Source organism: Paenibacillus caseinilyticus (genome assembly GCF_027533645.1).
GTDB lineage: Bacteria > Bacillota > Bacilli > Paenibacillales > NBRC-103111 > Paenibacillus_G > Paenibacillus_G caseinilyticus.
The window spans coordinates 3,393-30,187 of the sequence record NZ_JAQAGY010000032.1 but is presented as its reverse complement, the minus strand read 5'-3'; the positions used below and the strand labels follow the sequence as shown (position 1 = coordinate 30,187).

At 63.1% G+C, this 26,795-nt stretch carries 22 protein-coding genes, 1 riboswitch and 1 other annotated feature; of the genes, 19 read left to right on the top strand and 3 right to left on the bottom strand.

Annotated elements, in window-relative coordinates; translation table 11 throughout:
* Window positions 1–94 precede the first annotated feature (94 nt).
* The gene (locus O9H32_RS29820; protein ID WP_269869755.1) at window positions 95–445 is read right to left on the bottom strand and encodes an MmcQ/YjbR family DNA-binding protein; all 351 of its coding nucleotides are present in this window, start codon (window positions 443–445) and stop codon (window positions 95–97) included.
* Between the two features lie 194 nt (window positions 446–639).
* Window positions 640–850: riboswitch (cobalamin riboswitch) on the top strand.
* On the opposite strand from O9H32_RS29820, the gene O9H32_RS29815 reads away from it, so the two are divergent.
* The 12 genes from O9H32_RS29815 to O9H32_RS29760 all read left to right on the top strand — a co-directional run bounded on the left by O9H32_RS29815 (window position 808) and on the right by O9H32_RS29760 (window position 14,214).
* Window positions 808–999, top strand: coding sequence for a hypothetical protein (locus O9H32_RS29815; RefSeq protein WP_269869754.1), 192 nt, complete (start codon window positions 808–810; stop codon window positions 997–999). (Overlaps the previous riboswitch by 43 nt.)
* Window positions 1,000–1,131: 132 nt before the next feature.
* Window positions 1,132–2,973: a precorrin-3B C(17)-methyltransferase gene (gene cobJ / locus O9H32_RS29810; RefSeq protein ID WP_269869753.1), complete on the top strand. Its 1,842-nt coding sequence runs from the start codon at window positions 1,132–1,134 to the stop codon at window positions 2,971–2,973.
* 262 nt (window positions 2,974–3,235) lie between these two features.
* The gene (locus O9H32_RS29805; RefSeq protein ID WP_269869752.1) at window positions 3,236–4,279 is read left to right on the top strand and encodes a sirohydrochlorin chelatase; all 1,044 of its coding nucleotides are present in this window, start codon (window positions 3,236–3,238) and stop codon (window positions 4,277–4,279) included.
* Complete coding sequence (gene cobK, locus O9H32_RS29800; protein WP_269869751.1) at window positions 4,276–5,061, top strand: precorrin-6A reductase; 786 nt, start codon at window positions 4,276–4,278, stop codon at window positions 5,059–5,061. The genes O9H32_RS29805 and cobK overlap by 4 nt, the downstream gene beginning before the upstream one ends.
* Window positions 5,061–5,711: a precorrin-8X methylmutase gene (locus O9H32_RS29795; protein ID WP_269869750.1), complete on the top strand. Its 651-nt coding sequence runs from the start codon at window positions 5,061–5,063 to the stop codon at window positions 5,709–5,711. Before cobK ends, O9H32_RS29795 begins: the two co-directional genes overlap by 1 nt.
* 6 nt (window positions 5,712–5,717) lie before the next feature.
* A complete protein-coding gene (locus O9H32_RS29790; protein WP_269869749.1) occupies window positions 5,718–6,860 on the top strand; it encodes a cobalt-precorrin-5B (C(1))-methyltransferase in 1,143 nt (380 codons plus the stop codon).
* A gap of 49 nt (window positions 6,861–6,909) precedes the next feature.
* Window positions 6,910–8,229 (top strand): precorrin-6y C5,15-methyltransferase (decarboxylating) subunit CbiE, encoded by a 1,320-nt coding sequence (gene cbiE / locus O9H32_RS29785; protein WP_269869748.1) that lies wholly within the window; start codon window positions 6,910–6,912, stop codon window positions 8,227–8,229.
* Window positions 8,222–8,932 (top strand): precorrin-2 C(20)-methyltransferase, encoded by a 711-nt coding sequence (gene cobI, locus O9H32_RS29780; protein ID WP_269869747.1) that lies wholly within the window; start codon window positions 8,222–8,224, stop codon window positions 8,930–8,932. Before cbiE ends, cobI begins: the two co-directional genes overlap by 8 nt.
* The gene (gene cobM / locus O9H32_RS29775) at window positions 8,929–9,729 is read left to right on the top strand and encodes a precorrin-4 C(11)-methyltransferase (protein ID WP_269869746.1); all 801 of its coding nucleotides are present in this window, start codon (window positions 8,929–8,931) and stop codon (window positions 9,727–9,729) included. Before cobI ends, cobM begins: the two co-directional genes overlap by 4 nt.
* Window position 9,730: 1 nt before the next feature.
* Window positions 9,731–11,041, top strand: a complete 1,311-nt coding sequence (locus tag O9H32_RS29770; protein WP_269869745.1) for a cobalt-precorrin 5A hydrolase — start codon at window positions 9,731–9,733, stop codon at window positions 11,039–11,041.
* Window positions 11,038–12,465: a cobyrinate a,c-diamide synthase gene (locus O9H32_RS29765; protein WP_269869744.1), complete on the top strand. Its 1,428-nt coding sequence runs from the start codon at window positions 11,038–11,040 to the stop codon at window positions 12,463–12,465. The genes O9H32_RS29770 and O9H32_RS29765 overlap by 4 nt, the downstream gene beginning before the upstream one ends.
* A 402-nt stretch (window positions 12,466–12,867) precedes the next feature.
* Window positions 12,868–14,214: a PAS domain S-box protein gene (locus O9H32_RS29760; RefSeq protein WP_269869743.1), complete on the top strand. Its 1,347-nt coding sequence runs from the start codon at window positions 12,868–12,870 to the stop codon at window positions 14,212–14,214.
* Between the two features lie 218 nt (window positions 14,215–14,432).
* Here the strand turns inward: O9H32_RS29760 and O9H32_RS29755 are convergent, their stop codons facing one another.
* Together O9H32_RS29755 and O9H32_RS29750 are read right to left on the bottom strand one after the other, a co-directional pair.
* The gene (locus tag O9H32_RS29755; RefSeq protein WP_269869742.1) at window positions 14,433–14,885 is read right to left on the bottom strand and encodes a carboxymuconolactone decarboxylase family protein; all 453 of its coding nucleotides are present in this window, start codon (window positions 14,883–14,885) and stop codon (window positions 14,433–14,435) included.
* A 160-nt stretch (window positions 14,886–15,045) separates the two neighbouring features.
* Window positions 15,046–15,975 carry a sigma-70 family RNA polymerase sigma factor gene (locus O9H32_RS29750; RefSeq protein ID WP_269869741.1) on the bottom strand — a complete coding sequence of 310 codons (930 nt, stop codon included), beginning with the start codon at window positions 15,973–15,975 and terminating at the stop codon, window positions 15,046–15,048.
* Between the two features lie 264 nt (window positions 15,976–16,239).
* Between O9H32_RS29750 and O9H32_RS29745 the strand changes: the two genes are divergently transcribed.
* The 7 genes from O9H32_RS29745 to O9H32_RS29715 all read left to right on the top strand — a co-directional run.
* The gene (locus O9H32_RS29745; RefSeq protein WP_269869740.1) at window positions 16,240–16,467 is read left to right on the top strand and encodes a DUF1450 domain-containing protein; all 228 of its coding nucleotides are present in this window, start codon (window positions 16,240–16,242) and stop codon (window positions 16,465–16,467) included.
* A 29-nt stretch (window positions 16,468–16,496) separates the two neighbouring features.
* Window positions 16,497–17,000, top strand: coding sequence for a ferritin (locus O9H32_RS29740; protein ID WP_269869739.1), 504 nt, complete (start codon window positions 16,497–16,499; stop codon window positions 16,998–17,000).
* 297 nt (window positions 17,001–17,297) lie between these two features.
* Entirely contained in the window at window positions 17,298–18,842 is a 1,545-nt protein-coding gene (locus O9H32_RS29735; protein WP_269869738.1) for a hypothetical protein, read from the top strand.
* 203 nt (window positions 18,843–19,045) lie between these two features.
* Window positions 19,046–19,648 carry a DUF2238 domain-containing protein gene (locus tag O9H32_RS29730; RefSeq protein WP_269869737.1) on the top strand — a complete coding sequence of 201 codons (603 nt, stop codon included), beginning with the start codon at window positions 19,046–19,048 and terminating at the stop codon, window positions 19,646–19,648.
* A gap of 100 nt (window positions 19,649–19,748) precedes the next feature.
* Window positions 19,749–20,029: a binding site (T-box leader), on the top strand.
* A gap of 70 nt (window positions 20,030–20,099) precedes the next feature.
* Window positions 20,100–21,134 carry a phenylalanine--tRNA ligase subunit alpha gene (gene pheS / locus O9H32_RS29725; RefSeq protein ID WP_269869736.1) on the top strand — a complete coding sequence of 345 codons (1,035 nt, stop codon included), beginning with the start codon at window positions 20,100–20,102 and terminating at the stop codon, window positions 21,132–21,134.
* A gap of 21 nt (window positions 21,135–21,155) precedes the next feature.
* On the top strand, window positions 21,156–23,594 hold the full coding sequence (gene pheT / locus O9H32_RS29720) for a phenylalanine--tRNA ligase subunit beta (RefSeq protein WP_269869735.1): 2,439 nt from the start codon (window positions 21,156–21,158) through the stop codon (window positions 23,592–23,594).
* A gap of 141 nt (window positions 23,595–23,735) precedes the next feature.
* On the top strand, window positions 23,736–26,795 hold a 3,060-nt coding region (locus tag O9H32_RS29715), incomplete at its 3' end, for a hypothetical protein (RefSeq protein ID WP_269869734.1).

The window sequence follows — 26,795 nt, the reverse complement described above, 5'->3', positions numbered from 1 at the left end:
TTACATATATATGTATGTCGCCTGGGGAGGAATGATGTCGGCTTGCAGATGCTTGTCACGGACCGGATGAGGCGGCCGCGAAGGACCGGTGGGATTACAGGGCGGGACGTTCCGATTTGGGCAGGTTGCGGCAGACGAGCAGGTAGGATTCCTCCAGCATGTCCAGAATTTCCTGGTCGCTTAGGGTTCCGTCGAGCAGGACGGTGTTCCAATGCTTTTTGTTCATGTGGTAACCGGGGAGCACGGTGCCCGGGTAGCTCTGACGCGAGAGAGGGTTCGTCTCGGGATCTCCCTTGAGGTTCACGCTTGGCCGTCCGCCGTGCGTGCCGAGCAGGGCGAACATCCGGCTGCCGACAAAGAGCACGGGCATCTCGGGATCGAAGGGATAGCGGCACGATGTGCCAGGACGGGCAAGTCCATGCTGCATGAGAGTCGCGTGATTCACGGGTAGAATGCCTCCTTTGGCAGGGTATGGGAACTGCTGTGGGCAGGGCGAACATATGCTGTAAGTCCGGGATGATAGGCCCGTTTGACCCTACGCTGTCCGGCCGCCACGGTAGACAGGTCCCGAAAGATCATGCTATCATGAATGAAACAACAATGCAGCATTTTCCAAGCCAGGCGGACAGCCCGCAACTTCATATATGGTAACGAACAGGTGACGATCTCCCTGCCGGAAGGCAGCGGAGTCGGATGAAAAGGGAAGCCGGTGAGAGTCCGGCACGGTCCCGCCACTGTAAGCGAGGAGCTTCACCGTTTTCTAACGCCACTGTTGAGCATTCGATGGGAAGGCAGCGGAGCGGAGCGATGAGACGCGAGTCAGGAGACCTGCCTGTTCGGCTGCGGCTGCAAGATCCGGCAATGCCGGTGCTTGCGGCCGCATCCATTCACCATGCGACCTACGCGGATAGGGAGGTGAACGAGAACGGCAGCAGGCTGTACCTTGCGGCCGGCAGAATCCGGAGCCCCTTACGGGCGGATATCCGCCGGCGGGTCTGAGAGGTACGGAACCTATACCGCAATCGTCCAAGCATCTTCCATAGGGAGGATGCTTTTTTGATGTTGTTCATAGATAGAAAGGGTAGAGGCACGGGAATGGAAGGTTTGGGGAAAGCGGAGAGGGGGAGCAGGATGAAAGGCAAATTATTGATTATCGGCTTCGGGCCGGGCAGCTTCGAGCACATTACGCAGCGGGCTCGGGAGGCGATTCAGGAAAGCGATATCGTCATCGGGTACAACACGTATGTTGATCTCATCCGCGGACTGCTGAGCAGCCAGCAGGTCGTGCGTACGGGCATGACCGAGGAAGTATCCCGTGCACAAGAGGCGGTGCGGCAGGCCGAAGCGGGCCTCAAGGTAGCGGTCATCTCGAGCGGTGACGCGGGCGTGTACGGTATGGCCGGTCTCGTCTACGAGGTGCTGATGGAGCGCGGATGGCGCAAAGAAACCGGCGTGGAGGTGGAGGTGATTCCGGGGATCTCGGCGATTAACTCTACCGCGTCGCTTCTCGGAGCGCCGGTGATGCACGATGCGTGCACCATCTCGCTGAGCGACCATCTGACGCCATGGGAGCTGATCATCCGGCGGGTCGAAGCGGCGGCGGCGGCGGACTTTGTGATTGCGCTCTACAATCCGCGCAGCGGAAGGCGCACGCGGCAGATCGTCGAGACGCAGAAGATGCTGCTGAAGTATCGTTCGCCGGATACCCCGGTCGGTATTGTCAAAAGCGCCTACCGTGACCGCCAGGAGATCGAGGTCACTACGCTGGAGGCGATGCTGGAGCATGACATCGGCATGCTGACGACGGTGATTATCGGCAACTCGACGACCGTCGTGTATGACGGTCTAATGATTACGCCGCGAGGCTACCAGCGCAAGTATACGCTGGGTGCGGATGTGCAGCCGCTTCGGCCGCACGAGCGGCTGCGCCAGGAGGCGGAGCCCTGGTCGCTGGAAGCGACGGAGGAAGCGGCCGGAGGCGAGGCTGCGGGTGACGGCGCTGCGGAGCGGGCGTGGCCGACGGGCGACGAGGACGACGGCTGGGACGACGGCGAGGCCGTCAGCAGCAAAGCGGACGACGCGGCGGCGCTGAGGGCAGCGGCCCGCGGGGGTGCAGCGCCGCAAGTCGGCGGCCCAGCCGCGGTGGCGGCGAGCGGTGCAGCGCCAGGCGGCACGGTGGCCGTAGCCGACCGGGAGGCGATGCCGGCGGCAGCAGGTGCGGCCGGGCCGCTGGCTCTGGCGCTGGAGGCGCTGGGACGCGTCAGCGGGCAGGGCGCAGCTCCGGCTGCGGCAGGCGCGACAGCGGCCGCCGGGCTGTTCCGGCAGGAGGCGATCCTCGAGTTCGCCGTCTCGCCGGGGCTGGCGGAGAAGCGGATTACGAGCGCCCAACTGGCTCTGCTGGCCGAGGTGGTCGGCGAGAAGGGCTCGATGGAGTACACGCCGCACCACCAGCTGCTGATCCGGCTGCGGACGGCGGATCCGGACAGCGTCACGAAGCGGCTGTCGGCCGCCGGGCTGCTCCTTGCGCCGGTAGGCGATGTCGTGCAGCTCAAGGGCTGCGACTTCTGCAACATGGATAAAGGCGACTCGGTGCCCTATCTGGAGGCGATCCACGGGAAGCTCGGCGGCATGAAGGTGCCGAAGGAGCTCAAGATTGGGTTCAACGGCTGCGGGATGGCCTGTTACGGTGCGGTGAAGGAAGATATTGGAATCGTCTACCGCCGGGAGAAATTCGACCTGTTCCTCGGCGGCAAGACGGTGGGCCGCAATGCGCATCCGGGCGTGCCGGTTGCCGAAGGCATCGAGCCGGACCGGCTGCTAGAGACGATCGAACGCATCGTGCACGGGTATGCCGACAAGGGGCACCCGAACGAGCGGTTCCATAAGTATTTTGCCCGGGTCAAGGAAGTCGAAGGGTTCAAGTACCGGGAGCCGGCGGCCTTCGAGATCGCGGATGCCCTCTGCGGGGATTAACAACCCGGCCCGGACGGGAGCGGGATAGGTCGCGAGGAGCCGTAAGCATCCTCTTAGGGGAGGGGCGAAGCTGCTACCCGGGGGTATCGGGCGAGAGGGGCAGCCCATTCGTGTCCGCCAGTATGGCGGTTGGTGAATCTGGCAACGGCAGGCACTTCAGGGCAGAGATAAGGGCCATGATTTGGCTGCTTCCTGCGGGCCGGCGGGGACATAAGGAATACCATTGCAATCATATAACCATGGGTATAAGGAGGGTGACGTATTGAAAGCGATATTGTTCGTAGGACACGGCAGCCGGGATGCGGAAGGAAACCAGGAGGTCCGGGTGATGGTAGACTCCTTGACGGGAAGTCTGACCGTGCCGATTGTAGAGACGTGCTTTCTCGAGTTTGAGGCGCCGTCGATCCGCAAAGGGATAGCCACGTGCGTCGAGCGGGGAGCCACTCAGATTGCCGTCGTGCCCATTACATTGTTTGCGGCAGGGCATGCGAAGCTGCATATTCCGGCAGCGATCGATGCGGCCCGGCTGCAGTATCCGGGTGTCCAGTTCGATTACGGACGGCCGATCGGGGTGCACGAGCTGGCGCTCGATATCCTGGCCTCCCGTATTCAGGATGCGGGCTTTGACACCTCGCTGGAGTATGACGATACGGCGGTGCTTATCATCGGACGGGGCAGCAGCGACGCCGATGCGAACAGCGACCTGTTCAAAGTCTCCCGCCTGTTGTGGGAGCGCCTGAAGTTCAAGTATGTGGAGACGGCGTTCATCGGGGTCACGGCTCCGCTTGCGGAAGAAGGCGTGGAGCGATGCATCCGACTGGGCGCCAAACGGGTCATCGTGCTGCCTTACTTCCTGTTCACAGGGGTGCTCATCAAGCGGATGGAAGCCATGACGGCCGAGTTTGCGCTGAAGTATCCGGAACATAGCTTCGTGCTCGCCGACTACTTCGGGTTCCACCCGATGCTGCGCGAGATTCTGCGTGACCGTGCCGAGGAGGCGCTGGTCGGTGAGGCCAAGGCCAACTGCGATATGTGCCAATACCGCACGGAAGCGCTCAAGCACGCGGATCATCATCATCACGATCATGAGCATGGGCACGACCACCATCATCATGACCACGATCATGATCACGACCATGGGCATGTACATGCGCATGATCACAGCCACGACCATGGGCACGATCATGACCACGACCACGTCCATGCGCATGGGGACGGAGATCACGCGCACGATCACAACCACGGTCATGCACATGAGGGCAGCACGAGGCCTGCCCCGGAGGCGGGAAAAGGGGTGCCGGTATGATCCTCGTCCTCGCCGGAACCAGCGACGCCAGAGAGCTGGCGCTGCGCATCCAGGCGGCGGGCTACCCGCTGCTCTGCACCGTCGTGACCGAGAGCGCAGCCGCCTCGCTGGAGGAGGCCGGCCTGCCAGTGCAGACCGGGCGCTTGAACGCTGAGCAGCTCCGCGGGCTGATCGCTGACCGCGGATTCCGCGCCGTCGTCGACGCTTCCCATCCGTTCGCGGAGGAGGCGTCGCGCAACGCGATGGCGGCAGCAGAAGGCGCCGGCGTGTCGTACGTCCGCTACGAACGGGAGCGGGGCCAGTATGCGGCCCACCCGAAGCTCCACTTCGTCGACGACTACGAGCAGGCGGCGAATCTTGCCGCCGAGAAGCGGGGCACGATCCTGCTCACGACGGGCAGCAAGACGCTGCAGATTTTCACTGAGAAGCTGCTGGGGCAGCCGGATACGACCCTGGTCGCCCGGATGCTGCCCCGCAAGGACAACATGGAGAAGTGCGAGGCGCTCGGGCTGCCGCAGAAGCACATCATCGCGATGCAGGGGCCGTTCGGCAAGGAGCTGAACCAGGCGATGTACAAGCACTACGGCGTCACGACGATCATCACGAAGGAAAGCGGGCAGGTCGGTGCAGTGGAGGAGAAGCTGTCCGCCGCCCTCGAGCTCGACATCGACACGATAGTCATCGGGCGCCCGCAGCTGGAGTACGGGGTGACCCATTCGGATTTTGAAGGCGTGACGGCCGAGCTGTCCGCAATGGAACTATTACAGGAGGTGCGGGATTAATGGATTTTCGTACGGAGTTCAAGCCGCTGAGCGTTCAGCCGCAGGAGATTGAGGAGATTTCGTTCAAAATGATTACCGAGGAGCTCGGGCCGCATGACTACTCGGACGAGCAGTTCAAGGTCGTACAGCGTGTCATTCACGCATCGGCCGACTTCGAGCTCGGACGCAGCCTGAGGTTCCACCCGGATGCGATCCAGGCTGGCATCCAGGCGATCCGCAGCGGACGGCCGGTCATTGCCGACGTGCAGATGGTACAGTCGGGCATTTCGAAGCCGCGTATCGAGAAGTTCGGCGGCGACGTGCGCGTCTATATCTCGGATCCGGACGTCATGCAGGAAGCGAAGCGCCTGAACACGACACGGGCGATCATCTCCATCCGCAAAGCAGTGCGCGAAGCGGAAGGCGCGATCTATGCCATCGGCAACGCGCCGACGGCGCTGCTCGAGCTGATCCGCATGGTGAAGGAAGGCGAAGCGAAGCCGGGCCTGATCGTCGGCGTGCCGGTCGGGTTCGTGTCGGCGGAAGAGTCGAAGGACGAGCTCCTGAAGCTCGACATTCCGTTCATCACGAATATCGGGCGCAAGGGAGGATCGCCTGTAGCGGTAGCGACGGTCAACGCGATCTCGCTGCTCGCGGAGCAGATGGGGTAAGAGGCCATGGCGGAAGCGCTGAAGGACGGCAAGGAAGAGAAGCCGCTGCGCCATGGCTATACGACCGGCGCGAATGCGGCGGCAGCAGCCCAGGCGGCGCTCGAAGCGCTGATCGTGCAGGAGGGGCAGACGCACTCGGCCATCCGGCTGCCCATCGGGCAAGAGGTCACCTTCGAGATCGTCGCCTGCTCCTTCTCGGCGGAGCGCGCGTCGGCCGAGGTTATCAAGGACGGCGGCGACGACCCGGATGCGACGCATGGCGCCCGCATCATCGTCGAGGTGAGCTGGCGCGATGAGCCGGGCATTGAGCTCGACGGCGGCGTCGGCGTAGGCCGGGTGACGAAGCCCGGACTGCCGGTCGAGGTGGGCGAGGCGGCGATCAATCCCGTCCCGCGCAAGATGATCCGCGAGGCCGTCACGGGGGTGTTGAACCGGTACGAGCTCATTCACCGGGGGGTGCGGGTGGTTGTCTCCGTGCCGGACGGCGAGGAGATCGCCAAGAAGACGCTGAACGGCCGGCTTGGGATCATCGGCGGCATCTCGATCCTTGGTACCCGGGGGATCGTAGTGCCTTTTTCCACAGCAGCGTACAAGGCCAGCGTGGCGCAGGCGATCCGGGTAGCCGTCAAGAGCGGCTGTACCCACGTCATCCTGTCCACCGGAGGGCGGACCGAGAAGTTCGGCATGGACCTGTATCCGGAGCTTCCCGAGGAGGCGTTCGTGGAGATGGGCGACTTCGTGGGATTCGCGATCCAGCAGTGCGCGAGGCAGGGGATCCGCAAGGTGACCCTCGTCGGTATGATGGGCAAGTTCTCGAAGGTAGCACAGGGCGTCATGATGGTACACTCCAAGAGCGCGCCGGTCGACTTCGGCTTCCTCGCCCGGATGGCCGAGGAGGCCGGTGCTTCCGAAGAAACGCTGGAGGAGATTCGCGGGGCGAATACGGCGGCGCAGGTCGGCGATCTCATGGACGGGATGGGCTGCAGCGCCTTTTTTGACATCATGAGTACGTACTGCTGCAGGGAAGGCTTGAAGGAAGCGGCGGGCAAGGAACCGCAGCGGGAGATGGACCTCGAGGTCGAGACGGTCATCATCTCCATGAAAGCGAAGCTGCTCGGGAGGCAGGGCCTGAAGTGGGGCGAAGCGTGAATCCGGCAGCCTAAGCAGGTATTGGGTAGAGAGGGTGTGCGAAGGCGCAATGAACGGGGAACAAGGCAGTGAGAATAAGCGAATTACCGTGATCGGCATCGGGGACGACGGGGCGGCAGGTCTGCCGTCGCTCTATGCCGAGCGCATTCGAAGCAGTGAGGTGCTTATCGGCGGAGAACGGCAGCTGGCGTTCTTCGAGGGGCATCCGGCAGAGCGGATTGTGCTCAAGGGAGGGCTCAGCGAGCTGGTCGAGAAACTGCGTGCGGAGGAGCGGCCCACGGTCGTCCTCGCATCGGGCGACCCGCTGTTCTACGGCATCGGCGGCTACCTGGCGGGCAAGCTGTCCGGACGGGTAGAAGTGCTGCCGCAGGTGTCGTCCGTGCAGCTGGCGTTCGCCCGGATGGGCGAGAGCTGGCAGGACGCTGTGATCACAAGCGTCCACGGCCGCAGCATGAAGGGCTTGGCCCAGCGGATCGACGGCTGCGTCAAGGTGGCGCTGCTCACCGACGAGAAGAACACGCCGGGGGCAATCGCGAGGTACCTACTGAGCTTCGGCATGACGGAATACCGCGTGTTCGTCGGAGAGAATCTGGGCGGACCGGGTGAGCGCACAGGCTGGTATGGGCTGGACGTGCTGGCGGAGACGTCGGATGATGCGTTCTCCCCGCTGAACGTGGTCGTGCTGCGCCGGCGGGAAGACGCTGAAGCGCCTCCCGCTTGGCCGCTCGGCATCGACGATGCGGAATTCGCGCAGCGCAAGCCGGATAAGGGGCTCATCACGAAGAAGGAGGTCCGCATCCTCTCGATAGCGAACCTTGGCCTGAAGCGGGACAGCATCGTGTGGGACATTGGCACCTGCACGGGCTCGGTGGCGATCGAGGCGGCGCGGATTGCGCGTGACGGAGCCGTGTACGCCGTGGAGAAGAACGAGGGCGACCTCGAGAACTTCCACCAGAACGCGCGCAAATTCCGCACGGACATTACGGCAGTCCATGCCAAGGCGCCACAGGGGCTGGACGGCTTCCCGGACCCGGATGCGGTGTTCATCGGCGGCAGCGGAGGCGAGTTGCGGGAGCTGCTGGCGCTCTGCTGCTCAAGGCTGAAGCCCGGCGGGCGGATCGTGCTCAATGCGGCGACGATCGAGAATCTGGCGGCAGCGACGAAGGCGTTCGGCGAGGAGGGCTTCGAGACGGATATTACGCTCGCCCAGCTCAGCCGGAGCAAGCCGATTCTGGATATGACGCGGTTCGAAGCGTTGAACCCGATCTGGATCATTACCGCGAAGCGGGGCAGCGCTGCTGCACAGGAGGGCGATGAAGCCCCGGCAGCAGGTGCAGGCAGGAAAGAGAGGAAGAAGAACGATGAGTAAGCTCGGCACGTTATATGGACTGGGAGTAGGGCCGGGGGACCCGGAGCTCATTACGGTGAAGGCGTTCCGCCTGCTGAAGGAGTCGCCGGTCATCGCTTATCCGCGCAAGAAATCCGGCGCGAAGAGCTATGCACTGCAGATCACGGAGCTGTACGTCGATACGGATGAGAAAATCATGCTTCCGCTGATCTTCCCGATGACACGGGACCGTCAGGCGCTGGAGCTCCAGTGGAACAAAACGGTCGATACCGTGTGGGGGCATCTCAGCGAAGGGCGTAACGTCGCTTTCGTCACCGAGGGCGATCCGATGCTCTACAGCACGTACATCCACCTCATGCGCCTCATGCAGGAGAAGCATCCGGAGGTGACGTGTGTCTCGGTGCCGGGTATTTCATCCGTGCTCGGAGCAGCTTCGAGGCTGAACCTGCCGCTGGCGGACGGCGACGAGCAGTTCGCGGTCATCCCGGCTACGGAGAATTACGACGAGATGCGTCGCGTACTCGAGACCCACGACTGCGTCGTGTTCATCAAGGTGGCGAAGGTCATCGACCTGATGCTGCAGGTGCTCGGCGACCTCGGACTGACGGACAAGGCGTCGGTGATCACGAAGGTGACATCGTCGGAGGAACAGGTATGGCGCAATGTACGGGAACTGGCCGGGCGCGAGCTCGAGTATTTAACTCTAATGGTGGTGAGAAAATGAGCGGACTGAACAGCGAGAACCTCAAGATCCAGATTATCGGTGCGGGTCCCGGCGACCCCGATCTCATTACGGTGAAAGGCCTGCGGCTGCTCCAAGAAGCGGACGTCGTGCTCTACACGGACTCCCTCGTCAGCGAAGAACTGATCGCGCGGGCGAAGCCGGAGGCCGAAGTGCTGCAGAGCGCAGGCATGAGCCTCGAAGAGATGGTGGAAGTGATGGTGGACCGGGTGAAGGCGGGCAAAAAGGTCGTGCGCGTGCATACCGGCGATCCGTCCGTATTCGGGGCGATCATGGAGCAGGCGGCCCTGCTGAAGCGGGAAGGGGTTGGCATCGAAGTGATTCCCGGTGTATCCTCGGTCTTCGCTGCGGCAGCGGCCGTCGGCGCCGAATTGACGATCCCCGACCTGACGCAGACGCTGATCCTCACCCGTGCGGAAGGCCGCACGCCGGTGCCGGAGCGCGAGCAGCTCAAGGAGCTGGCGTCGCACCACAGCACGCTGGCGCTCTTCCTCAGCGCGACGCTGACGAAGAAGGTCGTGCGCGAGCTGACCGAAGCGGGCTGGAGCCTGCAGACGCCGGTGGCGGTCGTGCAGCGCGCGACCTGGCCCGACCAGCTCATCGTGCGGACGACGCTCGAGAAGCTGGATGAGGACATGCGCGTGAACGGCATCCGCTCCCATGCGATGATTCTGGCGGGCTGGGCGCTGGATCCGAACATCCATGAGAAGGACGAGTACCGGTCGAAGCTCTACGACAAGACCTTCACGCACGGCTATCGCAAGGGAGTGAAGGCGTAAGATGGCGGACGAAGCGAAGCGGCCGGAATCCTCTATTCCGGCCGCAAACTCCAATACAGCCTCCTCGGCCGTCTCCGGGGATCCTGGCATCATCGAGCTGCAGGAAGGCGTTCTTCCCGTGCTGCAGCCGAAGCGGAATTACGCGGTGCTGGCGATCACGAAGCACGGGGTGGAGCTGGCCCGCAGGCTGCAGGACGCCTTCCCGGCGGCGGACGTGTATTATATGTCCAAGTTCGCCCGGGGAGACGAAGCGGAGCGCGGTATCCGGCTGTTCTCCGGCAGCGTGCGGATGCTGTATCCGGCGCTGTTCCCGGCATATCACGGCATCATCTCCATTATCTCGCTTGGTGCGGTGGTGCGGATGATCGCCCCGCTGCTCCAGGATAAGAAGAAGGACCCGGGCATCGTCGTCATCGACGACAGGGGAGAGAATGTCATCTCCGTGCTGTCGGGCCATCTTGGCGGCGCGAACGAACTGACCCGCGAGGTGGCGGCGGCCCTGGATGCCCGCGCCATCATAACCACCGCGTCCGACGTGCAGAAAACGATCGCGGTCGACCTGTTCGGCCGCCGCTTCGGCTGGGTCTGGGAGTCCGCCGACAAGCTGACGCCGGTGAGCGCCTCCGTCGTGAACGAAGAGCGCGTCGCCGTCGTGCAGGAGTCCGGCGAGCGGAACTGGTGGCATCTCGACACGCCGCTGCCGCCGAACATCCATGTCTACGATACAATCGGAGCGGCCCTGCAGGAGCCGCCCCATGGGGCGCTCGTCGTCACCCACCGGGAGCTTGCGCCGCACGAGGAGGCCATCCTGGCGAACGGGGTGCTCTACCGTCCGAAGGTCATCGTGCTAGGCATCGGTTGCAACCGCGGGACGCCGGCGGAGGAGATCGAAGCGGTCATCGCGGAGACGCTTGGGGAGCTCCGCTTCTCGATCCGCAGCGTGAAGGCCGTGTGCACGATCGATCTCAAGAAGGACGAGGAAGGCCTGCTCGCCGTCTGCGGCAAGTACGGCTGGCCGCTCGAGTGCTATACGCCGGCGGAGCTTAACGAGATGGAGATCGAGGCGCCGTCCGAGACGGTGTTCAAGTTCACGGGCGCGTACGGCGTCAGCGAGCCTGCAGTGAAGCGGTATACAGGCGAGAACCATCTCGTCCTCACCAAGAAAAAAAGCGGCAACGTCACGATCTCCGTTGGCTTGCTTTCCTTCCCGGAAGTGCAAGCGGCGGAACAGACTTCCGGCATGAACGAAACTGCTGCCGCTCCGGCACCTGTCTCGATCAGCGGAGGCATGGCAGCAGGAGGCCGGTCATGAGCGCCAAGGGACATCCGGGCCTCATCATCGCCGGCACCGGCAGCGGGGCCGGCAAGACGACCGTCACGATCGGGCTGATGGCGGCGCTGCAGCGCAGGGGACTGCGCGTGCAGGGCTTCAAGTGCGGCCCGGATTACATCGACCCGACGTACCACCGGGCCGTCACTGGACGCGCCTCACGCAACCTCGATTCCTGGATGCTCTCTCCGGAGGGCGTCCGGGAGATTTACCAAAGGGCCAGCGCGGACGCCGACATCTCGATCATCGAGGGCGTCATGGGCTTCTATGACGGCAAGGAAGCGACCTCGAACCGGGGCAGCACGGCCGAGATCTCGCTCGAGCTCGGCGTGCCGGTGCTGCTCGTCGTGAACTGCCAGAGCATGGCGCGCTCCTGCGCCGCCATCGTGAAGGGCTTCCAGCTGCTTGATCCGCGGGTGCGGATCGCGGCCGTCTTCGCGAACAAGGTCGGCAGCGAGGGGCACTACCGCATCGTGAAGGATGCGGTAGAGGCGGAGTGCGGCGTGCCGGTCATCGGCTATATGACGCGCCAGGAAGAGCTCGCGCTGCCGGAGCGGCACCTCGGCCTCGTGCCGTCGATCGAGCGCGGCGATCTGAACGCATTCTTCGGGCTGCTTGCGGACCGCATGGAGGCGAACGTAGGGCTCGAGCGGCTGCTTGAGCTGGCCGCCGGGAGCAAGCCGCTGCCGGAGGAAGAGCCGCGCCTCTTCGCGCCTCCTGCGAAGACCTACCCTGTGAAGTTGGCCGTGGCGCACGACGCCGCGTTCCATTTCTACTATCCCGAGAACCTGGAGCTCCTGGGGCTGCACGGGGCGGAGCTTGCGTACTTCTCTCCCTTGGCGGGCGAGCCTCTGCCCGAGGGGGCCCAGGGGCTGTACCTCGGGGGCGGCTTCCCGGAGGAGTTCGCGGAGCGGCTCTCCAGGCAGACCCGCACCGCGGAGTCCATCCGCCACGCCATAAGGCAGGGTCTTCCGACGCTGGCGGAGTGCGGCGGCTACATGTACCTGACCGAGAGCATCACCGGCACGGATGGCCAGACCCATCCGATGCTGGGCCTGGTGCCCGGGCGCGTCACCATGCAGCGCAAGCTGGCCGCCCTCGGCCTGCGCGAGGTGAAAGGGGCCGAAGGGAACTTCCTGTTCGAGGGCGGGCTGACCGCCCGGGGACATGAGTTCCACTACTCGGCCTATGAGCTTCCGGAGGGCGGTGCCCCGCTTCCGCCGGCCTACGAGACCTCGGGCCTGCGGGGGACGAAGCCGGAGGGCGGGCTGCTCCACAGCGTTGTGGCCGGTTACACCCACCTTCACTTCGGCTCGCAGCCCGGGCTTGTGGAGCGCTGGCTGCAGCGCTGTGCGGTTTATGCCCCGCAAGCGCCGGTACCGGCAAGAGAACCGTTTGCGGAATAGCCCGCAAACGGTTTTTTGAGGTTTTCGAGGCCTTTGAAATCGAAATCTAAGCATCTATATCTCACCAGGGCTCGATTCGGTCATCTTCTTTTTCTTATTAACGCGCATTGTATGGGGTGGAAGAGCGAAGCGACCGCCTTTACAGTCATGTGACTACCGCTAGAAAATAAATTCATGTCCACAGGACTTTAACACCGGCTGGAACCCCGCACCCATCCCTCCCCACGTATAAATGTTTGGACAAGCACGCGAAAGGACCGTCCGGGCTGCCGGACGGTGTTTCTTACATGCTCCCGCCGGCAAGCCGTGTCAGTCCGTAAGAAAGCATTCTCCATGTACATCCAATTGTGATATGATGATGGTCGGAACGTAGACGGAAGTCTAGAGGAGGACCAGACAACATTGGATTACACGGCCGATCACGGGGATCAGAAGGATTCCGAAGCAGCGCACAGCCTGCTGCAGGCTTTTATCCGAAGCATACCGGATGCCGTACTGATTTGCGACTATTCGGGTGTTCTTATAGAGTGCAACACCGCCTTCACGGACATCTTCGGTTGGACCAGAGACGAGATCCTGGGTGTCCATGTGACCGACCTGATGTTCCTGCCGAACGATCCCGAGATCCGGGAAGAACAGGAGCGGGTGTTCCACACCCTGCAGGAAGGCCGCACCTACCAGAATTACAAGAGCCGCCGGGTGAACAAGCAGGGAAAGGTGATGGAGCTGTCGATCACCTATTCGCCGGTACGCGACGAGTCGGGCGATCTTATCGCCCTCTCGGGAATATACCGGGACGTTACGGAACTGTACCGTCTGGAAGCGGCGGTCTCCGCCGCCGAGACGAATTACAGGCTCATCGCCGAGAATATGAAGGATATGATCGCCCTGCTGGACTTAACAGGCTTGGTGAGATACGCCTCTCCTTCTTACCTGCATGTGCTTGGATTCCCGAGGGAAGAATTCGAGGGGACGAACTGCTTCCGTCTTGTGCACGAAGAGGATCTCTACCTCGTACAGAACAAGTTCGGGCGGCTGCTGACGACCGGGGAGCAGCAGACCGTGGAGTTCCGCTATTCGCGTGCGGACGGCTCCTACGTGTGGGTAGAGACCCAGGCGAGCCTCCTGCAGGAGCCGGATGGCAGCCACTCGGTACTTGCGGTCTCCAGGGACATTGGCGGGCGCAAGGAGCTCGAAGAGCAGCTGGCGAGCATGGCGCTGGAAGATACGCTCACCGGTACGGCCAACCGCCGGCTGTTCAAGGAGCTGCTCGAGCAGGCGATCCGCTTCTCCGACCGGGACCGGGGCCGGCTGGCGATGATTCATGTCAACCTGAACGGCTTCCGGGCCGTGAATGAGACTTACGGACGCGCAGCAGGAGACCTTGTGCTGAAGAATACGGCGGACCGGCTGCAGGAATGCGTGGGCGAGAAGGGCAAGGTATGCCGAACGGGCGGGGATGAGTTCCTGCTGATGCTCTACCGGGTGAGGGATGCGGAGGATGCGGCCCGCACGGCTTCGGAATGCATGAACTGCATTCATGAACCGCACGCTGTGGCCGGCGGCGAGATCACGCTGACGGGAAGCATGGGCATCTCGCTCTACCCGGAGGACACGGCCGACGCCATCGAGCTTATGAACAACGCCCATTTGGCCATGTTCAAGGCGAAGGAATCGGGAGCGAACCGGTATGCTTTCTACGCCGAGAAGCAAGATCAGGAACCAGCGAATAACATACATCTGCAGTGAGTAAGCGAAAGCGGCCGGGTCCCTCTCTTAACAGTCAAGAGAAGGTCCGGCCGCTTGCTTATGCCCTAGGGGAACCCGGCCGCCGGGTATCCGTACCGGAACAAGGGAGGGGGGGATTCCTGTCCTCTCGCCCAGCGGCGCCAAGCAGCCGTAACCAAACACCCCGAAGCCCCACCCCACAGGGGATGCGGCTTCGGGCGCGCGCACACGGGATATAGCTATTCAACAGGCTGGGCTTCGGGTACCATTCCTGTGGCAATGGCAAGGCGGTTCCAGCCGGAGATCGTATTCACCGCCATAATAAGCGTTACGAACTCGGCTTCGTCCACATGCTTCCTTACGCGTTCGTACAGCTCCTGGGGCACTCCGGCATCGCCGATGCGCACGAGCGCCTCGGTCAGCTCGAGCACGACCCGCTCTTTGTCGGTGAAGAACGGCACCTCCCGCCAGACTGGGATCAGATGCACCCGCTGCTCGCTCTCGCCCATGCTGCGGAGCTCCCGTGTATGCATATCAAGACAGTAGGCGCATCCGTTCATCTGCGAGGCGCGGATCTTCACCAGTTCGTAGAGCGTGCGGTCCAGGCCGCTGCGGGTGATGAAGCCTTCCAGCTTCAGCATGGTCTGCATAGCCTCCGGATTGACTGTCGTGTGGTTCATTCTGAGTTCCATTATGAATCGTCTCCTCCATTTCGGTGCCGGCAAGCTCCTGCGGGCCCGCCGGTTTTGGGTTTACACTAAAGAAGACAATATAGAGACCGAATTTGTGACAGAAGCTCCCGAAACTCCGCAAAAAAGTGATAAGGAGCCTCCCAAAGCGGGTAATCATCGCCTAAGGAAAGAGTACTGCAGACGGCCCGGTGTCCGGTTCCCTGCCGATGACGGCTGCGCCCGCGAGCTTGTCGGGATTACTGATCATGTAGATCCGCCGGATCCCGCTGCCTCCGGCATCCGGCACTACCGTGAAGGCGAAGCGGACCCTGCCTTCCTGCAGCAGGAGCAGGCCGGGCTGACCGGACAGACGGGCCGGTATGAACTCCCCGGCGAGCGAGCCCTTGCGGGCGATGCCTTCGAAGAAGGCACGGACCCGGCCTGCGCCGAGGATCGGGAGGAAGGCGGCGCGTACCTTGCCGCCGCCGTCACTCACCAGCACGGCATCTTCGGAGAGCAGACCGAGCAGCGTGTCGTAGCGCCCGGTCGCCGCTGCGCCGAGGAACGCCGTCGCTAGCGCTTCCGCCTGCGGGGAGGCCTGCGACGGCCCGGAGAGCTCCGCCGCCGCTTCGAGCTTGCGCCGCGCCCGGCTGTAGAGCTGGCGGCAACCGCTCTCCGTGCGCCCGGTCAGCTCAGCCAGCTCGCCGTAGCCGAGATCCAGCGTCTCACGCAGCACGAAGACCGTCCGCTCCGGCGGGGAGAGCTCCTCGAGCAGCACGAGGAACGCGTAGGTGAACGCCTCTTGGTCGAGGACGTGCCGGAGCGGATCCCCGGCGGCGACAGCTTCGAACAGGGGCTCCGGCAGCCAGGGTCCAGGATACGTCTCCCGGCGGCGCCGGGCGGACTTCAGCACATTCAGGCAGCGGTTGGTCAGCAGCTTGAGCAGGTAGGCCTGCTCGCTGCGCAGGCTTTCTCCATCCGCCCCTGAGGTGCCGAGGGCGGCGAAGAGGTCATGCACCGCATCCTCGGCTTCGGCGGCGGATCCAAGCATCCGGTAGGCGGTGGTGAAGAGCAAGGGCCGGTACGTACGGTAAAGGCGGTCCAGATCCATAACATGATCCCTCCGTATGAAATGTCATCTTATGCTAAATCATAGCATGGTAGAAAAGGCGCCGGGCAGCCTTTTTGTCAACGGACGGGTACAGCGGTATACTTAAGTAATCCGGCGGCGCGCCTTGGGATGCACGGAGGGCCGCTCAAGAAGAGGGGCGGCCGCGCTCCCCGCGAATGGACCCCAAAAGGGCATTGACAATGGTGATGAGAACGATTATCATTGAGAAAATGTCACGATATCGGGAAAGCGGGGCACAGCATAGTGAAGAAGATCAGATATTGCTGCAGAAACTTCAAGCAGGGGACGAAGGGCGTTTACCGCGCCTTGAAAGAGGAACACCACGGGCTGAAGCAGAAGAAGCGGGGCTGTCTCGGACATTGCAAGCTGTGCTCCCAGGCGTGTTTTGCCGTTGTGGGTAAGTCGAAGAAGCTCGTCTCGGCTTCTTCGGCCGAGGCACTGCAGAAGAAGCTGGAGAAGGCGATCAGCTGAACAATCAGGAGAGGGAAGGTGTGGCGGCAATGAATGAAACATTAAGCCAAGCGCTCAATGACCAGATGAACTATGAGTTCTACTCGGCGCAGGTATACCTGGCTATGGCGGGATACTGTTCCGGGGAGAGTCTGGACGGATTCGCGAATTTCTTCATCGTGCAGGCGGAAGAAGAGCGGTTCCACGCCATGAAGATCTACAAATTCCTCAACGACCGCGGCAAGCGCGTCACCGTCGCGGGGATGGAAGACCCGAATAACGAGTACGAGTCGATTCTGGACGCGTTCGAGCACGGCTACAACCACGAGCAGATCGTAACGAAGAAGTTCTACCATCTCTCCGATCTGGCCATGGACCAGCGGGAGCATGCCACGATCAACTTCCTGAAGTGGTTCATCGACGAACAGGTGGAAGAGGAAGCGCTCTTCGACTCCATCATCAACAAACTGAAGCGCATCGACAAGGACAGCAACGCGTTCTTCATGCTCGATGCCGAGTTTGCCCAGCGTTCGTTTACGCCTCCGGCGGAGTAGGATGGATAGGGAAAAGCGGTTTTCGCCAGTGGGCGGGAGCCGCTTTTTGCTATATATCTCATAAACGCGCATCGTCCTTAAAGGATGGCGAAGCCGTTTATCATGGTTCAGGCGCGATCTTCGGGGAGGTAAGCATCGTACAATCCCATATGATGCCCAGGGGTGAAGAGTAGAGGTGGGGCGTCATGGGAAAGAGTCACTGGCTTCTGGGCTCCGGCGCCCTGTAACTTTCTGGAGCGTCCTTCCGTCTAAGAGGGTAACGAACCGATACCGGGGAGACGGGGGAATTGAATCCATATGACCCAATTGATTGCGATCGCCGCGTTGTGTCTGATGCTGGCTGCAGGGACGGCAGGGAGAACCGAGGCGCCGGGAGGCCTGCCGCCGGCTGCCCCGCAGCCGCCCGCAACTGGTGCTCCGGTCATGCCGGAATCCGGGGCCGGACCCGCCGGGGAACATCTGCAGGAGCCGGTCTTCTCCATTCGGCTGAACGCCGATCCGCGCCTGCAAGCCCCGATCCGGACGCTGGTCTCGCCGCGGACGCAGACGTTCACGCTGACGTTCCCGGAAGCGATGGATCGCGCTTCCGTCGAAGCGGCGCTCCGGGAGCATGCCGAGCCGTCTGGTACGGAGCCCGGAACGATCCCGGGGGAGCCAGTGAAGGTACAGCTCGCCTACCGCTGGCAGAGCGACCGGGCGCTGGGGCTCGAGGTGCAGGTGCTATCCGGGCAGCCGGGGGATTATCCCGTCTACGCCTACCACGTGGACGCGAACGGGGCCAAGACGGCGGCCGACCGCGAGCTGCGGGAGCTGCCGGTCTTCAAGACCGTGCTGGAGCGCCCTTACGAGGTCTGGAGGGTACCGGTCAGCGGCGCGGCGGCGGTACGGACCGGTGAACTCGCGGAGCCCTATTCCCTCCAGCCGCTGGAGTCCGGCTCCCGCTACGCCATCGCTACGAAGACGGCGGGCTACTGCAACTGTGACGCCACGTTTGCGAAGCACTACTCCCTTTATGATCTCGAGCAGGGCGTCATGACCGATGTGTCCTTCCCCCTGATGGCGAGCTACCAGGGGCCGGGGGATCTGTATGCGGACCCGCGGGGACTCTTCTTCGGCGCGGACGCGGCGGCGGGAGAGCTGCCGGGCTCCTCGGAGGCGAAGCGGATTCAAGTTGGCGGGTATGTGCACGGCAGCGGCTGGAGCAAGGACCGCACGAAGGTCCTCCTCGCGGTGAGTGCGGCGAAGGAACAGGAAGAGAACCTGGATCTGGTCGTGTATGACATCGTGAAGAATACCCCGAAGCGGCTGCCCGGCGTACTGAAGGGCAGGGTTGATCGCAGCCAGGTCAGCGATGAAGTCAAAATACCGGTCGTGTTCCGCGACGATGGCACCGAAGTGCGGATGGCCCTGAGGGAGGCGGAGACGTTCGCGGAGATCCCGTACCGGTACAGCTGGAGCACGGGCAAAGTGACGCGGTGGCAGCCGCCTCCGGTCCATGATAGTTACAGCTCGGATTACAAGGAGAGCACGGACGGCAGGCTGCGGTTCTACACCACCGGAGAGATCTTTGACCGGGATGGCAAGAAGGTGTGGGCGCCGCCTATGAATAGGGCAGGGCATTGGATTCCGGGAACGCACCAGCTGGTTTTTGCGGAGGGGGTCGAGACGGGGACGGCAGATCAGATCCAATCCCATTACGAGCTGAAGACTTATGACGCGGATACGGGACGCACCTCGGCCCCGTTTGCCAAGCTGCACAGCCAAGCTTCCGTGCTGGGGCTGGATGCGGAGGGAACCGGCGTGTATGTGATGTCACCGGCTGCTCCCGAGCCGATGAAGTAAACTCTGGCTTGGCTTACTTTCACGAAGCCGGATCGGCGGCAGGCTTCCCGTTCTCCTGTGAGAGAGCGGGGAGCCTTTTATTGCGCCATCGGCAGCGGACGGATTCCTCACGCCGGCGGACCTCATGCATGTCTTCTGCCAAGCGGACCATACTAAGGCATACCTTCCAAGTTCATCCTTGGTTTTTCAGAAAGGGGATTGCTATGACCGCTTCGCCTGCCCGGCCGCTGCTAATGCTTGCCGTCTACGCCGTATACTGGGCCTGGATGGCCTGGCACCCGAAGGACCGTACGATATGGATGTTCGAGAATGTGCTCGTCGTGCTCGTCGTTCCCCTGCTTCTATTCTCCTGCAGGCGGTTCCGTTTCTCGGACGGCTCTTACTTCGCTATGTTCGTGTTCCTTTGTCTGCATACGTATGCTGCTCATTATACCTATCAGGCGACACCGTTTGACGTCTGGCTCAAGGAGCTTTATCCGACGCCGCGGAGTTATTTTGACCGGATCGTCCACTTCCTGTTCGGCTTCCTTCTGGTGATTCCCGCCAGAGAGTTCTATGTCCGCCGCAGCGGGCAGAGGGCCTGGTGGTCCTACGCCGTGCCGGCAGCGATCATCATGGCGCTGAGCTCCCTCTTCGAGGAGATTGAGATGGTGGTGGCTCTGATCGGCCAGGGGGCGGGGCAGGAGTATGTCGGCATACAGGGGGACGTCTTCGACAGCGAAAAGGATATGGGACTCGCCGCGATCGGCGCCCTGCTGACCCTCGGCTTCGAAGCTTGGCGGTCCCGCAGACGGGCGAAAGCTTGAGGCGTTATGCTCCCGGGGCTTGTACGGGACTGCCGCAAGGACTCCAAGCTCTTGCATCCTTCACGGGGATTGCATATAATGGTCAGTAATTCCATACCGTCCAAATGCAGCGACGGAGAATAGTAAGCAGTGCTTCCTCACAGGGAGGCCGCGCCGGAGATTGAGAGCGCGGTCCGTGGAATCAGGCTGCCGAAGTTCGCTCCCGAGCAGTCCTTTGAAACCGCAATGCCCGATGCCGGGCAGACCGGCAAGTAGAAGGAACCGGTTAAACCGTTATTGTAATGAAGTGAGAAAGCTTCTTTCTTATGGGATCCTGTGCCGCGGCCGGGAGCCGGGAGAGCTTTCTAACAAGGGTGGTACCGCGACTTGTTCGTCCCTTATTCCGGGATGGAGAGGTCTTTTTTGCGTTGATGGAGCGGGTGTACATACCAATTGAAGGAGGCAGGATGCGATGAAAGAACGGTTATTGGCGTTGAAGGAAGAAGCGCTTCGGGAGCTGGCGGGCGTAGAGAATCCCCAGCAGCTCAGCGAACTGCGCATCAAGTATATGGGGAAGAAAGGGCCGCTGACGGAAATTCTACGCGGCATGGGCGCGCTCAGCGCGGAGGAGCGTCCGGTCATCGGGCAGGTAGCTAACGATGTGCGCGGAGCAATCGAGGAAGTCATCGAAGCGAAGCAGGCGGAGTACAACGCAGCCGAGACGCAGGCGCGCCTGGCCGCCGAGACGATCGACGTGTCGCTGCCGGGCCGTCCCGCTGCCCAAGGCGCTGCTCATCCGATTTCCAAGGTTATCCAGGAGATCGAGGATATTTTCATCGGGATGGGCTATACGGTAGCCGAAGGTCCCGAAGTGGAGCAGGACTACTACAACTTCGAGGCGCTGAACCTGCCGAAGAACCACCCGGCGCGCGACATGCAGGATTCGTTCTATGTGACGGACGAGATTCTGATGCGCACCCATACGTCTCCGGTGCAGGTGCGCACGATGGAGAAGAGGAAGGGCGAAGTTCCGGTGAAGATCATCTGTCCGGGCCGCGTCTACCGGCGCGACGATGACGATGCGACGCATTCGCATATGTTCACGCAGATCGAGGGACTGGTCATCGACCGGAATATCCGCATGAGCGACCTGAAGGGCACCCTGCTGCAGTTCGTGCAGGAGTTGTTCGGCAAGCAGACCCAGATTCGTATGCGTCCGAGCTTCTTCCCGTTCACGGAGCCTAGCGCCGAAGTGGACGTAACGTGTGCGATGTGCGGCGGCGAAGGGTGCCGGGTGTGCAAGCAGACGGGCTGGCTCGAGATTCTCGGCTCCGGGATGGTGCATCCGCGCGTGCTGGAGATGGCCGGCTACGATCCGGAGGAATACAGCGGGTTTGCATTCGGCCTCGGCGTAGAGCGCATAGCGATGCTGAAGTACGACATTGAAGACATCCGTCATTTCTATACGAACGACCTGCGGTTCCTGAAGCAGTTCGTGCATCTATAAAGAGAGGAGCGTGAGACGGCGATGAAAGTATCTTACCAGTGGTTGTCCCAGTATGTGGACGTTAGCGGATTTACGGCCGGAGAGCTCGCGGAGAAACTCACCCGCAGCGGCATCGAGGTCGATATCGTAGAGAATCGCAACAAAGGAGTTACCGAGGTGTACGTGGGTTACGTCAAGTCCCGCGAGAAGCACCCGGATGCCGACAAGCTCAGCGTCTGTATCGTGGATGTGGGCAAGGGCGAAGACCTGCAGATCGTCTGCGGGGCGAAGAACGTGGCAGCCGGCCAAAAGGTGCCAGTAGCCGTCGTGGGCGCGAAGCTTCCGGACGGACTGGCGATCAAGCGCGCGAAGCTGCGCGGTGTCGAGTCCCAGGGCATGATCTGCTCGGCGAAGGAGCTTGGCTTGAACGACAAGCTGCTGCCGAAGGAAATCCAGGAGGGCATTCTCGTGCTTCCGGAGGACACGGAGATCGGCGCAAGCATCCTGGATGTACTGGCGATCGCCGATGAGGTCATGGACCTTGATCTGACGCCGAACCGTTCCGACGCGCTCAGCATGCTTGGTGCGGCTTACGAGATCGGTGCCATTCTGGGACGCGAAGTGAAGCTTCCTGGTGCGGAGCAGGCAGGTACGGGCGCCGTGCAGGCGGCGGAGCGCATCTCCGTCGAGATTACGGCCAAGGAGCAGTGCACGCACTATGCCGCTGCGCTGATCGAAGGCGTGAAGGTCGGCGTATCGCCGCTGTGGATCCAGAACCGCCTCATGGCGGCCGGCGTGCGCCCGATCAACAACATCGTCGACGTGACCAACTACGTCATGCTGGAGTACGGGCAGCCGCTGCACGCCTTCGACGCCGACAAGCTGGAGAACGGGCACATCGACGTCCGTCTGGCGAAGGCCGGCGAGAAGCTCGTTACCCTCGATGAGGTAGAGCGTACGCTCGAGCCGCATATGCTGCTGATTACGGACGGCGTGAAGCCGGTCGCGATCGCAGGCGTGATGGGCGGAGCGAACTCTGAGGTGACGGACGGCACCGTGCGCATCCTGCTCGAGTCCGCGAAGTTCGACGGGGGCACGGTCCGCAAGACGAGCCGCCAGCTCGGCCTGCGCTCCGAAGCGTCGCTGCGCTTCGAGAAGGAAGTGAACCCCGAAGCAGTCCTGCCGGCACTGCACCGCGCTGCCGCTCTGATCGCGGAGCTCTCCGGCGGAACCGTGGCTTCGGGCGTGGTCGAAGCCCGTACAGCGGAGCACAAGCCGGTGACGATCGAGTTGACGGTGGACCGCATCAACGGCTATCTGGGCACTTCGCTGTCGGTGGAGGAAGTGCAAGGGATCTTCGGCCGTCTGAACTTCTCTGCCGAGCCGGTGGGGGCGGACGGACTGCTCGTGCATGTGCCGAGCCGCCGGGGCGACATTACCCGTGCCGTCGATCTCATCGAGGAAGTCGCGCGTCTGCACGGCTACGACAACATTCCGACGACGCTGATGCACGGCGTCACGACGCCGGGCGCCTTGACGAAGGAGCAGATCATCCGCCGTCTGACCCGTACGCTGCTGACCGGCAGCGGGCTGCATGAGGCGATTACGTACTCGTTCACGCATCCGGACCAGATTGCAGCTTACCCTGGCGCCTATGGCAGCGCTCAGCCGGTGAAGCTGGCCATGCCGATGAGCGAGGACCGCAGCGTGCTGCGTACGAGCCTGATTCCCCACCTGCTGGATGTCGCGGTCTATAACCGCAACCGGAACCAGGATGACGTGGCCGTCTTCGAGATGGGCCGGGTCTTCGTGACCGGCGAAGCCTCGCTGAGCTCCCTGCCGCAGGAGAAGCTGCTGCTGGCGGCGCTGCTCACGGGCAAGCGCAGCGAGCTGCACTGGACGGGCAAACCGGGGAACGTGGACTTCTACGACCTGAAGGGCGTGCTTGAAGGCCTGCTCACTTACCTGGGTCTGGATGCGAAGTTTGTGCCGGCACAGCCCCAAGGCTTCCACCCGGGACGCACCGCTGAGATTGTGGTACAGCGCAGCGGTGAGCGTAAAGTGGTCGGCGTGATCGGACAGCTGCATCCGGAGCTCCAGCAGCAGAAGGATCTCTCCGATACTTATGTGCTGGAAGTGGAGCTGGAGACGCTCGTGGAGCTTGTGGATGATTCCTTCGCCTACAAACCGCTCCCTCGGTTCCCTGCAATCTCCCGGGATACGGCTGTCGTCGTCGACCGGACGGTGGCGGTCGGGGATCTCATCGCCAAGGCGCAGGAGACGGCCGGCGGGCTGCTCGAGTCGATCCAGGTGTTCGATATTTACACGGGCGAACGACTGGGTGACAGCAAAAAAAGCGTGGCGATTTCCCTCGTCTACCGGACGCTGGAGCGCACGCTGACCGACGAGGAAGTAAGCGAGCTGCACGCGCGTGTCGTGGCCTCGCTGGAAGAGACCTTCGGGGCCGAACTTCGCAAGTAGGACGCGGCATCCGGGTTACGGAACCCCTCCCTTAAGTTCGACAAAAGGTTGAGGGGGACAGCAGGAAAAGGGATTCTCCGTATCGAATGTTTTAGGATACGGAGAATTTTTTTGTTTTTGTGCGAAAGGGGAGCAACTTTAGTGAGCGGTGAAGAGAAAGTCAAGATGACCGTCGACATCTATGGCACCCAGTATAAGCTGGTTTCGAGGTCTACGCCTTCATATATAAAAAAAGTCGTTGAGGTCGTCAACGATCAAATGCAGCGGATCGCTACGGGGAGTCCGAGGCTCGATCTGCCGAAGATTGCGGTGCTCGCCGCCGTCAATATGGCGGACGAATGGACACGCATGCAGCAGGAGCTCGAAGGGGCGGCGGAGCGGCAGCGGCAGCTCGATATCGCCCAGCGGGAGCTTACTGCGCTTCGCGAGAAGCATACGGCGGCGCAGGAGGAGCTCGGGCTCTCGCAGGAGCGCCTCTCTTCGCTGACGGCGGAGCATGAGAACCTGCAGCTCGAGAAGGAGATCGCAGCGGAGGAGACGTCAGAGCTGCGCTCCCAGCTCGGCAGCCTTCAAGAGCGGAGAGCGGCGCTGGAATCGGAGCTGGCGGAAGGCCGGGAACGGCTGACAGGCCAGCTCGAGCTGACCGGGGACCTGGAGCGCCAGCTCTCGGACGCGCTGGAGAAACTGCGTGAGACGCAGGGCCTTCATGCTCAGGATGCGGCGGAAGCCGAACGGCTCGGTAAGCGTGTGCAAGAGCTGGAAGCAGCGGCACGCGGATTGGAGCAGCGTTCGGAAGAGCTGGCGGAGGAACGGAGCGGACTACATAACCGGGTTGCGGCACTGGAAGCGCAGCTGGAGGAGCAGGCTCAAGCGGAGATTGAGGTACGGGGGAAGCTTGCCGCACAAGAAGCCCGTGTAAGCGAGCTGGAGGAAGAGCTGCTGTCCGCGGAAGTGGCGCGGGAGGATCTCGCTGCCCGCTTGACCGCACGGGAAGCCCAGTATGCGGAGCTGAGCGATCAGCTCGATTCCATGCAGGAGCAGCTGTCTGCGCAGCAGCAGGAGGTCGAACTGCAGGTGGCTCTCTACAATGAGCTGCTGGAGCAGAGCGGTGTCCGCGAGAGCGAACTGAAGCGGCAGCTCCAAGAGGAGCGGGAACGGCTGGAGCGGGAAGCGGCCGAAGCGGAGCAAGCGCTGCGCGGGGAGATCGACACCGCATTGCAGCAGGCTGCAGCCGCCCAGAGCCAGCTCGCCGAGCGGGAGCTGGAACTGCAGCTGGAGCTGGAAGCGCTCGAAGAGGCGCGCCGGGAACAGGCGGAAGCGGCTGCGGCAAGGCTCGCCGAGCGCGAAGCGGAGCTGCAGCAGGAGCTCGAAGGCGTGAAGCTGGCCCGCAGAGAGCAAGCGGAAGCAGCTGCGGTGCAGCTGGCAGAGCGTGAGGCGGAGCTGCGGGGCGAGCTGGAGCTGCTTGAGCAGCTGAGCCGTGAGCAGGCGGCGGAAGCGGAAGCGAAGCTGGCGGCGCGAGAGGCGGAGCTGCTGGAAGCGCTGGCTGCAGTGCAGCAGGCCGGCCGGGAGCGTGCAGCGGAGGCTGAGGCACGGCTGGCGGCGCGCGAAGAGGAGCTGCGGGGTGAGCTGGAGCTGCTCGAGCAGCTGAGCCGTGAGCAGGCGGCAGAAGCGGAGGCACGGCTGGCGGCGCGCGAAGCGGAGCTGCGGGGCGAGCTAGAGGCGCTGGAACAGCGTGGACGCGAGCAAGTGGCGGAAGCGGAAGCGAGGCTGGCGGCGCGCGAAGCGGAGCTGCGGGGCGAGCTGGAGGCGCTGGAACAGCGTGGACGCGAGCAAGTGGCGGAAGCGGAAGCGAGGCTGGCAGAGCGCGAAGCGGAGCTGCGGGGCGAGCTGGAGCTGCTTGAGCAGCTGAGCCGTGAGCAGGCGGCAGAAGCGGAGGCACGGCTGGCGGCGCGCGAAGCGGAGCTGCGGGGCGAGCTGGAGGCGCTGGAACAGCGGGGACGCGAGCGAGTGGCGGAAGCGGAGGCACGGCTGGCGGCGCGAGAAACGGAGCTGCGGGGCGAGCTGGAGGCGCTGGAACAGCTGAGCCGCGAGCAGGCGGCGGAAGCGGAAGCGAAGCTGGCGGCGCGCGAAGCGGAGCTGCGGGGCGAGCTGGAGGCGCTGGAGCAGCTGAGCCGCGAGCAGGCGGCGGAAGCGGAGGCACGGCTGGCGGCGCGCGAAGCGGAGCTGCGGGGCGAGCTGGAGGTGCTGGAGCAGCGTGGACGCGAGCAGGCGGCGGAAGCGGAGGCACGGCTGGAGGCGCGCGAAGCAGAGCTGCGGGGCGAGCTGGAGGCGCTGGAGCAGCGTGGACGCGAGCAGGCGGCGGAAGCGGAAGCGAAGCTGGCGGCGCGCGAAGCGGAGCTGCTTGAAGAGCAGCAGGGGCTGGAAGCGCTGTGGAAAGAGCAGCATGATGTGCGTGAGTCGGAGCTTCAGCGTGAGCTTGAGGCCGCAAGGCAGTCGGGTCAAGAGCAGGTGAGAGCGGTAGAAGCCCTGCTGGCTTCACGGGAGACGGAGCTGCGAGGCGAGTTGGAAGCGTTGGCCAAGGCTGGACAGGAACAGTCGGAGGCGGCACAAGCCAGACTTGCGGCGCGTGAAGCGGAGCTGCTGGAAGCACTGGCTGCAGTACAGCAGGCCGGCCGTGAGCGTGCTGCGGAGGCGGAGGCCAGGCTGCTGGAGCGTGAGCAGGAGCTGCAGGCCGAGCAGCAGGAGCTGGATCGGCTGTGGCAGGAGCAGCTGGCGGAACGCGAAGCGGAGCTTCAACATGAGCTGGCGGCATTGGAACAGCGCAGCCGGGAGCAGTCCGAGGCATCGGAAGCGAAGCTGGCCGCCCGCGAAGCGGAGCTGCAGCAGGAGCTCGAAGCGCTGCGGCAGGCCTCGCAGGATCAGACGCAAGCCGCCGAGGCTAGGCTGGCCGCCCGCGAAGCGGAACTGCTCGAGGAACAGCGCGAGCTCGAGGCGCTGTGGCAGGAGCAGCTTGATGCGCGGGAATCGGAGCTTCAGCGTGAGCTGGAAGCCGTGAGGCAGGCGGGACGCGAGCAGGCAGAGGCATCGGAAGCGAAGCTGGCCGCCCGCGAAGCGGAGCTGCAGCAGGAGCTCGAAGCGCTGCGGCAGGCCTCGCAGGATCAGACGCAAGCCGCCGAGGCTAGGCTGGCCGCCCGCGAAGCG